General features: G+C 63.5%; 14 protein-coding genes. 7 read left to right on the plus strand and 7 right to left on the minus strand.

The genetic code is table 11. The features are described 5' to 3' along the window. Positions 1-6: 6 nt before the first annotated feature. The 4 genes from hpnE (at position 7) to ACQ4WO_RS07450 (ending at position 3,273) form a co-directional block, all read left to right on the plus strand. A complete protein-coding gene (hpnE, locus tag ACQ4WO_RS07435) occupies positions 7-1,365 on the plus strand; it encodes a hydroxysqualene dehydroxylase HpnE (RefSeq protein WP_436480855.1) in 1,359 nt (452 codons plus the stop codon). A 124-nt stretch (positions 1,366-1,489) separates the two neighbouring features. Further along, positions 1,490-1,645, plus strand: coding sequence for a hypothetical protein (locus tag ACQ4WO_RS07440; protein WP_161781480.1), 156 nt, complete (start codon positions 1,490-1,492; stop codon positions 1,643-1,645). A 28-nt stretch (positions 1,646-1,673) separates the two neighbouring features. Next, positions 1,674-2,456 (plus strand): DUF1700 domain-containing protein, encoded by a 783-nt coding sequence (locus ACQ4WO_RS07445; protein ID WP_436480856.1) that lies wholly within the window; start codon positions 1,674-1,676, stop codon positions 2,454-2,456. 10 nt (positions 2,457-2,466) lie between these two features. Further along, on the plus strand, positions 2,467-3,273 hold the full coding sequence (locus ACQ4WO_RS07450; RefSeq protein ID WP_436480857.1) for a head GIN domain-containing protein: 807 nt from the start codon (positions 2,467-2,469) through the stop codon (positions 3,271-3,273). Here ACQ4WO_RS07450 and ACQ4WO_RS07455 read toward each other — a convergent pair. Then, a complete protein-coding gene (locus tag ACQ4WO_RS07455) occupies positions 3,260-4,510 on the minus strand; it encodes a TIGR03862 family flavoprotein (RefSeq protein ID WP_436480858.1) in 1,251 nt (416 codons plus the stop codon). The two genes, ACQ4WO_RS07450 and ACQ4WO_RS07455, sit on opposite strands and share 14 nt — an antisense overlap. A 152-nt stretch (positions 4,511-4,662) precedes the next feature. On the opposite strand from ACQ4WO_RS07455, the gene ACQ4WO_RS07460 reads away from it, so the two are divergent. Further along, on the plus strand, positions 4,663-4,896 hold the full coding sequence (locus tag ACQ4WO_RS07460; protein WP_436480859.1) for a hypothetical protein: 234 nt from the start codon (positions 4,663-4,665) through the stop codon (positions 4,894-4,896). A gap of 46 nt (positions 4,897-4,942) precedes the next feature. Here ACQ4WO_RS07460 and ACQ4WO_RS07465 read toward each other — a convergent pair whose 3' ends face one another. From ACQ4WO_RS07465 to thrC, 3 genes are read right to left on the minus strand one after another with little or no spacing between them, the layout of a single operon-like run. Beyond that, a complete protein-coding gene (locus ACQ4WO_RS07465; RefSeq protein WP_436480860.1) occupies positions 4,943-5,197 on the minus strand; it encodes a MoaD/ThiS family protein in 255 nt (84 codons plus the stop codon). 10 nt (positions 5,198-5,207) lie between these two features. After that, the gene (locus ACQ4WO_RS07470; RefSeq protein WP_436480861.1) at positions 5,208-6,434 is read right to left on the minus strand and encodes a molybdopterin molybdotransferase MoeA; all 1,227 of its coding nucleotides are present in this window, start codon (positions 6,432-6,434) and stop codon (positions 5,208-5,210) included. Next, positions 6,434-7,915, minus strand: coding sequence for a threonine synthase (thrC, locus tag ACQ4WO_RS07475; RefSeq protein ID WP_436480862.1), 1,482 nt, complete (start codon positions 7,913-7,915; stop codon positions 6,434-6,436). Before thrC ends, ACQ4WO_RS07470 begins: the two co-directional genes overlap by 1 nt. A 269-nt stretch (positions 7,916-8,184) precedes the next feature. Between thrC and ACQ4WO_RS07480 the strand changes: the two genes are divergently transcribed. Then, positions 8,185-8,925 carry an AAA family ATPase gene (locus tag ACQ4WO_RS07480; RefSeq protein ID WP_139092813.1) on the plus strand — a complete coding sequence of 247 codons (741 nt, stop codon included), beginning with the start codon at positions 8,185-8,187 and terminating at the stop codon, positions 8,923-8,925. A 134-nt stretch (positions 8,926-9,059) separates the two neighbouring features. Here the strand turns inward: ACQ4WO_RS07480 and ACQ4WO_RS07485 are convergent, their stop codons facing one another. Genes ACQ4WO_RS07485 through kbl form a run of 3 tightly spaced genes read right to left on the minus strand, consistent with a single transcriptional unit; the run spans position 9,060 to position 12,728 of the window. Then, complete coding sequence (locus tag ACQ4WO_RS07485; protein WP_436480863.1) at positions 9,060-10,472, minus strand: L-serine ammonia-lyase; 1,413 nt, start codon at positions 10,470-10,472, stop codon at positions 9,060-9,062. Positions 10,473-10,518: 46 nt separating this feature from the next. Then, positions 10,519-11,484 (minus strand): NAD-dependent epimerase/dehydratase family protein, encoded by a 966-nt coding sequence (locus ACQ4WO_RS07490; protein WP_436480864.1) that lies wholly within the window; start codon positions 11,482-11,484, stop codon positions 10,519-10,521. Between the two features lie 20 nt (positions 11,485-11,504). Further along, a complete protein-coding gene (kbl, locus tag ACQ4WO_RS07495) occupies positions 11,505-12,728 on the minus strand; it encodes a glycine C-acetyltransferase (RefSeq protein WP_436480865.1) in 1,224 nt (407 codons plus the stop codon). Positions 12,729-12,945: 217 nt separating this feature from the next. Here kbl and ACQ4WO_RS07500 point away from each other — a divergent pair, with 217 nt between their 5' ends. Next, positions 12,946-13,521: a helix-turn-helix domain-containing protein gene (locus ACQ4WO_RS07500; protein ID WP_034751403.1), complete on the plus strand. Its 576-nt coding sequence runs from the start codon at positions 12,946-12,948 to the stop codon at positions 13,519-13,521. The last annotated feature ends 21 nt before the right edge of the window (positions 13,522-13,542 follow it).

Below are 13,542 nucleotides of genomic sequence, written 5' to 3' on the forward strand. Positions count from 1 at the left end.
CAGGCCGTGAAGCAACGCTACGCCGTCATCGGCGCCGGCTGGGCCGGCTGCGCGGCGGCCATGGAACTGGCGCGCGCCGGTCATTCGGTGACCGTGTTCGAGGCGGCGCGCACCTTGGGCGGGCGCGCACGCCGCGTCGAGCGAGAAAATACGCTATTCGACAACGGCCAGCACATCCTGCTGGGCGCGTACACGGAAACCTTGCGCCTGATCAAGCTCGCGGGGCAAGACCCTGGCGAACTGATCCTCACGCTGCCCCTGCAGATGCGCTATCCGGCGGACTCGGGCGGCATGGATTTCATCGCGCCCCGCCTGCCCGCACCGCTGCACCTGGCGTGGGCCCTGCTGCGCGCCAAAGGTTTATTGCGTGCCGACAAGCTGGCCCTGATGCGTTTTTCCACGGCCATGCGCTGGATGGGCTGGCAGCTGTATAACGATTGCACGGTCAGCGAATTGCTGCAGCGCTTCGACCAGACGGAGCGCTTGAACCGGCTGATGTGGTATCCGCTGTGCCTGGCCGCGTTGAATACGCCGCCCGAGCGCGCCTCGGCCCGCGTCTTCGTCAACGTGCTGCGCGACAGCCTGGGCGCATCGCGCCGACGGGCATCCGACATGCTGATCCCGAAAGCGGATTTGAGTAGCCTGTTGCCCGACGCGGCCGCCCGCTATGTGGAACGGCATGGCGGCGCAGTGCGCACGGGCGCCAAGGTCGACACCTTGCAAGCGCTGGCCGATGGTTGCTGGCAGCTTGATGAGACCGGCACTTACGACGCCGTCATCGTCGCCACCTCGTCCGTGCAGGCCATCAACCTGCTGCAGGGCTTGCACGATGCGCGCCTCGACGAGGCTATTGGCCGCATGCAAGCTTTCACGCCGGAAGCCATCAGCACCTGCTACCTGCAATACGACGCCTCGGTGCGCCTGGACTTGCCGTTCTACGCCCTCGTCGATGCGCCGGAGCAGCAGCATTGGGGCCAGTTCGTCTTCGATCGGGGCCAGCTCGACAGCAACCAGGCGGGCTTGCTGGCCGTCGTCATCAGCGCGTCAAGCGCTGCCGCCGAGCAAGGTCATGGACCGCTGGCGCAAGCGATCGCCGCGCAGCTGGCGCAGGTGCTGCAGCGCCCGGAACTGGCGCAACCGGCCTGTACCCAGCTGATCACGGAAAAGCGCGCCACGTTTGCCTGCACGCCGGACCTGGCCCGCCCCGGCAACGCCAGCGGCGTGCCGGGCTTGCTGCTGGCCGGCGACTACACGGCAAATGATGACCGGACGCAAGATTATCCGGCCACCATCGAGGCGGCCGTGCGCAGCGGCGTGGCGGCAGCGAGGATGGTGACCACGGGCAAGGCGGCAAAACAGCCTTGACGGTGCATCCTGCCCTGGTGTCGCTCGCCCCCGCGAAATTGCATTCTGTCGCACCGCGCTGGTGCGCTCGCGTGCGCTTGGGTACAGTCTGATCATCGACAACGTCCATGCCACGGGAAATACCATGCACACCACCTTGCACTTGAAAAACAGCTTGAAAGCCGTGGCCCTGCTCGCTTGCGTGGCGCTGGCCACCTTGATCGTCGTCAGCGTACAGCAGGCATCCCATGCGCCATTGCTGCTGAGCCAGGCAAGCATGCTGCTGCCGGCAATGGGCTGAAGCGGCAAAGCGGACTGACAGGAAGAATATGATGAACAAGCAAGATTATCTCGACGCACTGCGGCGCGCGCTGGAAGGCTTGCCACCGGATCTGGTGGCCAAGACCCTCGATTATTACGAACAGACCTTCATCGAAGGCGCCGCGGCCGGCCGCAGCGAGCACGAAATCGCCGACGATCTGGGCGACCCGAAAAAAATCGCCCTCACCTTGCGCAGCAGCACCCACCGCCAGGCGTTCGAGCAAAAGAAGACCCCCGTCAACCTGCTGCGCCTGCTCGTCTCGCTCGTGGGCCTGGCCATTTTCAACCTGTTCATGGTCGTGCCTGCCGCCGTGTACGCGGCCCTGCTGGCCGCCCTGTATGCCGCCGGCCTGAGCTTTTACCTGGCCGGCATCGCCATCACGGCCAGCGGCTTGTCCGGCGCCAACGAACTGGTGCTCGACGGCCCGCTGCGCCACGTCTTCATCCATGACGGCGGCGAAGGCGGCGAAGGGCGCGAAACGCGCATCACCATCGGCGACGCAGGCATCGAAGTCGATCACCTGCCCGGCCCCGTCAAAGCCGAGTCCGAGCCCGAGGCGCCGGGCGCTTCCTCGCGCGTGATGGAGCGGGCCGAAGCGCTGGCCGGCGGCGGCATCCGCATCTCCACCGACATGGACCGCGATGCGCGCACCACGCAAACCGTCTTCGGCGTGGGCATGCTGCTCGGCGGCATCGCCATCTTCCTGCTCAGTCTGGTGGTCACGCGCTATACCTTGATCGGTATCAGGCGCTATGTCGCCATGAATGTCTCTCTGCTCAAAGGTCACTAGAAAGGCTGCCATGAAACGCTTGCTCAAAGTTGGCCTGTCCATGCTCTTGCTGGCACTGGTCCTGATCGCCATGTCGTATGCGGCGCTGCGCGCCAAGGGAATCAGCAACCCCAGCAGCGCCGCCGGCCGCGCCGTGCGCAGCGAAACGCGCCCGGTTGCCGCCAGTATCAACAGCATCGACCTGGCCGGCCCCATCGACCTGGTGCTGCGCCGCGGCGCCACGCCATCGCTGAAGGTCAGCGGCGAGCAGCGCTTGCTGTCGAACGTCGACACGACACAGGATGGCACGACCCTGCATATCGGCCCGAAAGGCATGCTGTTCCACCATCGCCAGCCGCTGCAGGTGGAACTGGTGCTGCCAGCCCTCGTGCGCGTGGAAGTGCACGGCAATGGCGACAGCAAGATCACGGGATTTTCCGGCGACAGTTTTATCCTGGAATTGACGGGATCGGGCGACGTCAGCTTCACGGGACGCTACAAGCAGGTGCAAGCCACCGTCAACGGCAGCGGCGACCTCGACATCAACGCCGGCAACAGCGACAGCGTGGTGCTGGAAATGGTGGGCTCCGGGCGCATCGCCGCCAGCGGCAACACGAAATTCCTGCGTGCCGACCTGAGCGGATCAGGCGACATCGATGCCGAGCACCTGGCCGCAGACAAGGCCAGCGTCAGCCTGCAAGGCTCGGGGACGAGCACCGTCTTCGTGCGCGACGCGGCCAACCTGACCCTGCGCGGCAGCGGCGACATTAACGTCCACGGCAACCCGCGCCAGCGCGAGACCCAAAAGAGCGGCTCAGGCGAGATTACCTGGCATTGACCTTCTCTTCCAGCCAGCTCACCGCCTGCTCGCCGGCCGCCTTGCCTTGCGCCAGGCAGGCCGTCAGCAGGTAGCCGCCCGTCGGCGCTTCCCAGTCCAGCATTTCCCCCGCCACGAAGACGCCCGGCATGGCGCGCAGCATGCTGCCGTCGACGCCGTCGAACACCACGCCGCCGGCGCTGCTGATGGCTTCATCGATGGGGCGCGGGCGCTGCAAGGTGACGGGCAGCAGCTTGATGGCTGCAGCCAGTTTGGCTTCGTCGGCAAAGTCGGCGGCGCTCAGGCATTCGCGCAGCAAGCCCGATTTCACGCCCTTGATGCCCAGCCGGCTATTCAGGTGGCTGGACATGGAACGGGCGCCACGGGGGCGCGTCACTTCCTCGAACACGCGTTCATGGCTGTGGTCGGGCGCCAGGTCAAGCCAGATGGTGGCGCTGCCGTCGCGTGCGATCTGCTCGCGCAGCGCGGCCGACAAGGCATAAATCAGGCTGCCTTCCACGCCGCCCGCCGTGATGACGAACTGGCCCTGGCGCTTGATCCGCAAGCCGTCGATGTCATGCGCCGTGATGGCAACGGTCGTCAGCGGTTCGCCCGCATGGCGGCTGCTGAAATGCGCGCTCCAGTCCACGTCGAAGCCGCAATTGGCCGGTGCCAGCGCTTCCACGGCCACACCCTCCCCTTGCAGCAGCGGCAACCAGGCGCCGTCCGATCCCAGGCGCGCCCAGCTGCCGCCACCGAGCGCCAAAATCACGGCGTCGAAGGAGTGCAGGCGTTCGCCGTCCGGCGTGGCAAACGCCAGCTGGCCGTCGCGCCAGCCCGTCCAGCGGTGGCGCATGTGAAATTGCACGCCCGCTTCGCGCAGGCGGTGCAGCCAGGCGCGCAGCAATGGCGCCGCTTTCATGTCCGTCGGGAAGACGCGGTTCGAGGAGCCGACAAAGGTCTCCACGCCCAGGCTGTGCACCCAGTCACGCACCTTTTGCGGGCCAAACTGGTCCAGCGCCGGTTTCACCCGATGCGCCTGCCTGCCGTAGCGCGAGACAAAAGGCTGGTAGCCTTCCGCATGCGTGATGTTCATGCCGCCACGCCCCGCCAGCAGGAATTTGCGGCCGACGGACGGCATGGCGTCGAACAGTTCCACCCTGGCTCCCAGGCCGGACGCAGCCTGGGCGGCCATCAGGCCGGCGGGGCCGCCGCCGATGACGGCGATGTGAAAGGGAGGAAGGCTGGAATGGGTCATGGCATGCTGGAAGACGGTGAAAACCCCGGCATTTTAGTCGAGATAAGGCATGGGGATGGCAAGAATGCCGAAAAATGATGCATACTGCGCGGACATGCTGCAACGATCAGCTTTGACTTCACGAGACAACGAGACGACAAGAGGAGAAACACATGGGCGCAGGATTCTGGATTTCCCGCTATTTGCTGGCCAGTTCGATTTTATTCATCATCCTGACGGTGGTCGAGTACAGCAAGGGCACGACCAGCCAGGCCGACATCCTCAGCGCGCTGATCTGGTCGCTGGTGGCCTCGGCCATTTTCATCGGCTCGAAATACTGGCGCTACCGGAAAGCCGTCACCTGCGCCACGTGCAGCGGCGACAAACCGAAAACCAAGTCTTCATGAAAAAACGGCCACTTCGATGAAGTGGCCGTCTCACTGGCAAGCGGGATCAGCCGCCCGTCACGGGCGGGAAGAACGCCACCTCGTCGCCGTCACCGATCACGGTGTCGGCATCGCACATCACCTGGTTGTGGGCCATGCGCAGCGCGCGGCCCTGCGCCAGCGCGTATTCCCAGTTGCCGCCGCGGGCGATCAGCAGCGCTCTCACCGCGCCCACCGTCAGCGGCTCGGCACCTTCCAGCACTTCATGACCGGTGCCCACCAGCTCGCGCACGCTGGCAAAAAATCGCAGATTGATCTTCATCGATGCTTCCTCAGTACAGCAATTCGTTAAACGGGATAAAACGCAGCATGTCGCCGCGCGCAATCGACAGCCCCGGCGGGCAATCGATCAAGCCGTCGCCCCACACAGTGGACGTCAGCACGCCCGAACTCTGGTTGGCGAACAGTTCCAGCTCGCCCTCGTCATTGACTTTGGCGCGCAAGAACTCGTTGCGCTTGTCCGCCTTCAGGCGTTCGAACGCGGCCGGCAGCTTGTAGCTGCGCGGCGCCAGGTCCCCCGCCACGCCTTGCAGACGCAGGATGAACGGGCGCACGAACAGCAAAAACGTGACGAAGCTGGACACGGGATTGCCGGGCAAGCCGACAAAGAACGCCTCCCGCACTTCGCCAAACGCCAGCGGCTTGCCCGGCTTGACGGCGATCTGCCACATGTTCAAGCGTCCTTCCGCTTCCACGGCCGGCTTGATATGGTCCTCCTCGCCCACGGACACGCCGCCCGAGGTGATGATCAGATCATTGCCCTGGGCCGCTTGACGCAGCACGGCGCGCGTCGCGTCCAGGCTGTCGGGCACGATGCCCAGGTCCGTGATTTCGCAACCGAGGTTTTCCAGCAAGCCGCGCAAGGTAAAGCGATTCGAGTTGTAGACGGCACCCGGCGCCAGGGGTTCGCCGGGCATGGCCAGCTCGTCGCCGGTGAAAAATACGGCCACCCGCAGTTTGCGCAGCACGGGCAGCTGCGCCAGGCCCACCGAGGCGGCCAGGCCCATTTCCTGGCTGCGCAGGCGACGGCCCGCACCGAGGATTTCGCCGCCGGCGCGGATATCCTCGCCCTGGCGGCGTACCCATTCGCCCGCTGCCGGCACGTGGTTGACCGTCGCCACGCCATCCGCCACCGTGCACTGCTCCTGCATGACGACGCAATCGGCGCCTTCCGGAATCAAAGCGCCCGTGAAGATGCGCGCCGCCGTCCCCGGCTGCAAGGGCTGGCCCACGTGGCCGGCCGCGATGCGCTGCGACACGGGCAAGCTGGCCGCGCCGCTGGCGCAGTCACTGGCGCGCACGGCGTAGCCGTCCATCTGCGTATTGTCGCGCTCGGGCACGTTCAGGGTCGACGTTTGCGCGGCCGCCAGCACGCGGCCGTTGGCGCGCATGGTGTCGACCAGCTCCACGTCAGCCACCGGGCGCGCCGCGCGCAGCATGAAGGCTTGCGCCTCGGCCACCGACAGCATCGGTTTGCGTACAGGGCTGGCGTCTGTCATCACAGTCCCGTGTTGGCGGCGATATACGCCTTCATTTTCTCGACATCGGCATCCATCACGACGAACTTTTGCGGCAAGTCTTCGATGTTCTCGAAGCCGCTTGGCCGTTCCGCATCCACGCCCAGCGCTTCGAGGATGGTTTCGTTGAACTTGGCCGCCAATGCGGTTTCCAGCACGATCATCGGCACGTTCGGTTCCAGGTGCTCGCGCGCCACCTTGATGCCGTCGGCCGTGTGCGTGTCGATGGTGATGCCGTAGTCGTCGGCCACGTCGCGGATGGTGTCGAGGCGGTCCTGGTGCGTGGACTTGCCCGACTTGAAGCCGTACTTGGCGACGAGCTTGAATTCGTCGCCATCGCTGCCAGGCTTGCCGGACAAGTCGAAGCCGCCGTGCGTTTCCACTTTCGTAAACAGGGCGCGCACGCGGTCGCTGTCGCGGCCCACGAGGTCGTAGACGAAGCGCTCGAAGTTCGACGCTTTCGAGATATCCATCGACGGGCTGCTTGTGTGGTACGTCTCGGCCGACTTGCGCACGCGGTAGACACCCGTGCGGAAGAATTCGTCGAGCACGTCGTTTTCATTCGTGGCGGCCACCAGTTTCGAGATCGGCAAGCCCATCATGCGGGCGATATGGCCGGCGCAGATATTGCCGAAGTTGCCCGAAGGCACCGTGAACGACACTTTTTGCTCGTTGCTGGTGGTCGCTGCCAGGTAACCGCGGAAGTAGTAGACAACTTGCGCCACGACTCGCGCCCAGTTGATGGAATTGACGGTGCCGATCTTCTGCCTGGCCTTGAACGGCAAGTCGTTCGACACGGCCTTGACCATGTCCTGGCAATCGTCGAACACGCCTTCGACGGCGATGTTGACAATATTCGGGTCTTGCAGGCTGAACATCTGCGCCGTCTGGAAGGCGCTCATTTTCTTGTGCGGCGACAGCATGAAGACGCGGATGCCCTTCTTGCCGCGCATCGCGTATTCGGCAGCGCTGCCCGTGTCGCCCGACGTGGCGCCGAAGATATTGAGTTCGGCGTCGTGCTTGGCCAAGGTGTATTCGAACAGGTTGCCCAGCAGCTGCATGGCCATGTCCTTGAAAGCCAGGGTCGGGCCGTTCGACAGCGCCTGCAGCATCAGGGTGGTCTGGCCGCCCTTGACGGCGTTTTCTTCGAGCACGCGCAGCGGCGTGATGTCGGCCGCGTTTTCGCCGACGCGGGCGTTCTTGTAGACTGCCTTGGTATAGGTTTTCGCCGTCAGTGCCTTCAGGTCCGCGGCCGGGATATCGGTGGCGAACTTCTTCAGGATTTCGTAGGCCAGGTCGGCATACGACAATGTGCGCCAGGCGTTGAGCTCGGCACCAGTGACTTGCGGGTAGTGTTCTGGGAGATACAGTCCGCCATCGGGGGCCAGGCCGCCCAGGAGGATGTCGGAGAATTGCTGCAGATTCGATGGCGCTTTATCAGCGCGGGTAGACACGTAGTGCATAAATTTGAAGAGTCCAGTTGAGCTGAGTGCGGTTGATCATGAATGGCAGCGGATATTATAGTGCCAGCCGCCGTCCAAGGCGAATCGCGTGGCGCCCGCCTGATCAAGATGTGACAATTGGAGAGCCTGGATATTATCAAACAAGCCATAATGCATGAGATCAAGCCAGGCGAACATGGCTGGCGTACGCACTGGCGTGCGCCGGCGATTTACGTCACACTGTGCTGAGTATCCCTTGCCATGATCATTATTGGAGTCGAGAACCGGCCATGTCGCTGAGTAAAAAACCGTATCTGCAAAGCGCCGCGCTGCGCTCCGACGCCGTCGTCGACCTCGATCACTATCCGTTCACCATCCCCGCCATCCGCGACTTCGTGCACATGGACTTCCACCGCGACGTGACGTTTTTCGTGGGCGAAAATGGCAGCGGCAAGTCGACCATGCTCGAAGCGCTGGCCGTGGGGCTGGGCTTCGGCAAAGATGGCGGCACGCGCAATGTGCGCATCGCCCTGCCGTCGGACGAGGAATCGGGCTTGCACGCACACTTGCGCCTGAGCAAGAGCTATAAAAAACCCGAGGACAGCTATTTCCTGCGCGCCGAGAGCTTTTTCAACGTCGCCACCTATATGGACGACATGCCCGAATACCTGGGCAGCTACGGCGGCAAGTCGCTGCACGCGCAATCGCACGGCGAAGCGTTCATGGCGACCCTGATCAACAAGCTGCGGGGCAAGGGTTTGTATCTGCTGGACGAACCGGAGGCGGCCCTGTCGCCGAGCCGCCAGATGGCGGCATTGTCCGTGATCCACCAGCTGGTGCAGGACGACTCGCAGCTGATCATCGCCACCCATTCGCCGATCTTGCTCGCGTACCCGAACGCGAAGATTTTGATGTTTACAGGCGGCGGCATCCACGAAGTGGCATATGAAGACACGGAACACTATGCAGTGACGCGCGATTTCTTGAATAACTACCCGCGCAGGCTGGAGCAGTTGTTTGAGGAGGAGTGAGTTTGTCGGCAACTACCGTGGTGGTGTCGGCTTACGCGCTTTGCGCTAAGCCGACCTACGCCGACCTGCGACTTGCCATTCACCGTAGGTCGGATTAGCGCGTGAGCGCGTAGTCCGACAACACCACCAGCGCATCAGCAAGCTGCGTGATTGACCGTAATCACATGCACGGCCAGCCCGCCCAGCGACGTTTCCTTGTACTTGTCCTGCATGTCCGCGCCCGTCTGGCGCATGGTTTCGATGACTTCGTCGAGGCTGACGAAATGCGTGCCGTCGCCCTTCAGCGCCAGCGAGGCGGCCGTGATGGCTTTCACGGCGCCCATGCCATTGCGCTCGATGCACGGGATCTGCACCAGGCCGCCGATGGGGTCGCACGTCATGCCCAGGTGGTGTTCGATGCCGATTTCGGCCGCGTTTTCGATCTGTCCGTTCGTGCCGCCCAGGGCCGCCACCAGGCCGGCCGCCGCCATGGCGCAAGCGACGCCCACTTCGCCCTGGCAACCCACTTCAGCGCCCGAGATCGACGCATTGCGCTTGCACAGCATGCCGATGGCCGCCGCCGTCAGCATGAAGCGGCGCACGCCGCCCACCGGATCGCTGGGGCGGCAATCCTGCGCGTAGTAGCGCAGCACGGCCGGGATGATGCCGGCGGCGCCGTTGGTCGGCGCCGTCACGACCCTGCCGCCGGCCGCGTTTTCCTCGTTGACGGCCATCGCATACAGGCTGACCAGGTGCACGGCGTCGTGCGGCAAGTCGTTGGCGCGGTTGTCGGACGCTTTCGCCTCCTGCGCCAATCGCCACAATTTCGCGGCGCGGCGCTTCACATTCAAGCCGCCCGGCAGGTTGCCCGTCGTTTCCAGGCCGTGCGCGATGCAGTCGCGCATGACGTGCCAGATGCGGTCCAGGCCCGCGTTCAATTCCTCGTCGCTGCGCTTGACGCACTCGTTCGCGCGCAGCATTTCCGGGATCGACAAGCCGCTTTCCACGCCGTGGGCCAGCAACTGCTCCATCGTGTCGAAGGGGAAGACGACTCGCGCGCTGGCGGCCGATTCCACGGCTGCTTCGGCCTGCGCCGCAGTTTGAACTTCCTCGGCTTCGCGGATAAAACCGCCGCCGATCGAGTAATACACCTTGTCGACACGGCTGCCGTCCGCCAGTTTCAGGGTGAAACGCATGCCGTTCGGGTGTTCGGGCAGGGACTCGCTCTTGTGCCAGACCAGACCCGTGGCGGCCGTGAATGGCACCACGTGCGTGCCCAGCAAGGCGATCTCGCCGGCCGCCTCGATGGCCGCCAGCTTGCTGTCGACTTCATCGGGCGCCACGTCCTGCGGCGTTTCGCCCATCAGGCCAAGAATGACGGCCTTGTCCGTCGCATGGCCCACGCCCGTCAGCGCCAGCGAGCCATACAGGGCCGCCTCGACGCCCACTACCTGGTCCAGCGGACCGTATTCGACCAGAAAACGCCGCGCCGCCACCATCGGTCCCACGGTATGGGAACTCGACGGCCCGATGCCGATTTTAAACAGGTCAAATACGCTCATGTCCATGTGGTGTCTCTTTATTTAGTATGTTTTTTTAGTACTGCTGCTGAACTCAGGCCGCCTTGGCCGCATGGCCCACGTCGACATTGGCCAGCATGTCCGTGACCATCTGCTCGACGCCGATCTGCGCCTTCCAGCCCCAGTCGGCACTGGCCTTGCTGTCGTCCAGGCTTTGCGGCCAGCTGTCGGCGATGGCCTGACGGCTGTCCGGCTTGTAGCTGATCTTGAAGTCCGGCACCATGCGCACGATGGCCTTGGCCAGCTGCTCGGGGTTGAACGACACGCCGGCCACGTTGTACGACGAGCGGATCTTGATCTGTGCCGCTGGCGCGTCCATTAGTTCGATGGTGGCGCGGATCGCGTCGGGCATGTAAATCATCGGCAGAGTGGTGTTCGCGTCGAGGAAGCAGTCATAGCGCTCGCCGCGCAAGGCCGCATGGAAGATGGCGATGGCGTAATCGGTGGTGCCGCCGCCCGGAGGCGATTTGTAGCTGATGATGCCCGGGTAGCGGATGCTGCGCACGTCCACGCCATACTTGTTGAAGTAATACTCGCACAGGCGCTCGCCGGCCAGCTTGCTGATGCCGTACATCGAGGTCGGGTCCATCACCGTCATTTGCGGCGTGTTCACTTGCGGCGTATTCGGGCCGAAGGCGGCGATCGACGATGGCCAGAAGATGCGCAGCGGTTTGCCCGCCTCGCCACGCTCGCGCGCCAGTTCCAGGATATTGAGCAAGCCATCCATGTTCAGGCTCCACGCCTTCAGCGGCGCCGCTTCGCCCGTGGCCGACAGCATGGCGGCCAGCTGGTACACCTGGGTGATGCCTTCATCGGCGATAATGCTCGCCAGGCCGTCCTTGTCCAGCACATTGAGCTGGGCGTAGCGCTTGGCCTGGTACAGATTATTCGTGCCGATGTCGCTGGCGATGACGTTGTCCGCGCCGTGCTGCAGCGCCAGCGCGCCCACCAGTTCACTACCGATTTGGCCGTTTGCGCCAATGACTAAGATGCGTTCCATGCTATTTTCCTGAAATCTTGTTAATTAGTAGTGGTAGTGGTCAGCAAACCGAGTTCCTTGCCAGCCTGTTCGAAAGCGGCCAGCACTTGCACCAGCTGTTCGCGCGTATGCGCGGCCGACAGCTGCACGCGGACCCTAGCCTGGCCCATCGGCACGACCGGGTAGAAGAAGCCCGTCACCAGCACGCCCAGTTCATACAGGCGGGCGGCAAATTTCTGCGCCACGGGCGCGTCGAACAGCATCACCGGCACGACCGGATGCGTGCCCGGCTTGATGGTAAAGCCGATGCGCTCGATCTCGCTGCGGAAGAAGGCCGTGTTTTCATGCAGGCGGTCGCGCAGTTCCGTCGACTTGGCCAGGCGTTCCAGTACCGACAGCGAAGCGCCGGCAATCGATGGCGCCAGCGTGTTCGAGAACAAATAGGGACGCGATTTCTGGCGCAGGGTATCGATGACTTCCTTGCGCGCCGACGTAAAGCCGCCCATGGCGCCGCCCAAGGCCTTGCCCAGGGTGCCCGTGATGATGTCGATGCGGCCCATCACATTGTGGTGTTCGTGCGTGCCGCGGCCCGTCGCGCCCATGAAGCCGGAAGCGTGGCATTCGTCGATCATCACCAGCGCGCCGTACTGGTCGGCCAGGTCGCAGATCTTGTCGAGTTGCGCGATCGTGCCATCCATCGAGAACACGCCGTCCGTGACGATGACTTTATGGCGTTTGCCGGCGGCAATCGCCGCTTTCAGCTGCACTTCCAGGTCGGCCATGTCGTTGTGGGCATAGCGGTAGCGGCCAGCCTTGCACAGGCGGATGCCGTCGATGATGGAAGCGTGATTCAGCGCGTCCGAGATGATGGCGTCGTTTTCATCGAACAGCGGTTCGAACACGCCGCCGTTGGCGTCGAAGGCCGCCGCGTACAAGATCGTGTCTTCCGTGCCGAGGAAGCTGGAGATCGCCTGCTCCAGTTCCTTGTGCACGGTTTGCGTGCCGCAAATGAAGCGCACGGACGACAGGCCGTAGCCGTATTTTTGCGTAGCGGCAATGGACGCTTCCTGCGTCTGAAGGTCGCCGGACAGGCCCAGGTAGTTGTTCGCACACATATTGATCAGGGTACGGCCATCGTCGCACACCACTTCGGCGCCCTGGCGCGAGGCGATCACGCGCTCGGGCTTGTACAAGCCCTGCTGGCGCAGTTGATCGAGGTTCTGTTGCAGACCGCTGAAAAAGGTGTTCTTCGCTTGCTCGCTCATGATGATCCTTGTGTGTCCCTGCGTTTGTGGTATCCGTGTGACCTCAGCCGCCATAGGGAAAGCGGCCGCTTGACCGGTGCGCGCACTATGCTGTACCGTGAAGCGCTGTTTGAAGTCTACACGTTTCCGTGTTTCCCCTCAAAATCCACTATTTCGAACTGAAATTCAATATAGTGGATATTACCCAAGCCTTTTGAACTTTGCAAGCCACCTGCCGATGAAAACCAGCGTTTCGACCAATTCTCCCCCTGAAGTGGGTGCCACCCTGCAACGGCTGCGCCTGGCGCGCGGCCTGACACTCGAGGATTTGTCGCGCATCGCCGGCGTTTCGAAGTCCATGCTGTCGCAAATCGAGCGCGAAAAAGCCAATCCCACCATCGCCATCACGTGGCGCCTGGCCAACGCCCTGGGCGTACAGATCGGCGAATTGCTGTCCAGCGCGGAAAAAGCCGTGGAAACCATCCGCATCACGGACGCCCACGAAACACCCACCCTGCCCGGCGACCACGCGGGCTACGTGCTGCGCATCCTGGGACCGATGGAACTGGCCGGCAAATATGAATGGTATGAAGTGACCCTGGCGCCGGGCGGCGAACTGGCGTCGCAGCCGCACGACCCGGGCACCACCGAACATTTGACGGTCATCCACGGTAACCTGGAGCTGGAAGTGGGCACGGCGAAGAAAAAGGTCAAGAATGGCGGCACGGCACGCTACCCGGCGGATCAGCCGCATACGATACGCAACCTGGGCAAGACGGAAGGCAAGGCCTTATTGGTGGTCATCCATAGATAGTTGCTTTTCAGCGGTGTGCAA

The organism is Janthinobacterium aestuarii, from assembly GCF_051380835.1.
In the GTDB taxonomy this organism is placed as follows: Bacteria; Pseudomonadota; Gammaproteobacteria; order Burkholderiales; family Burkholderiaceae_D; genus Janthinobacterium; species Janthinobacterium aestuarii.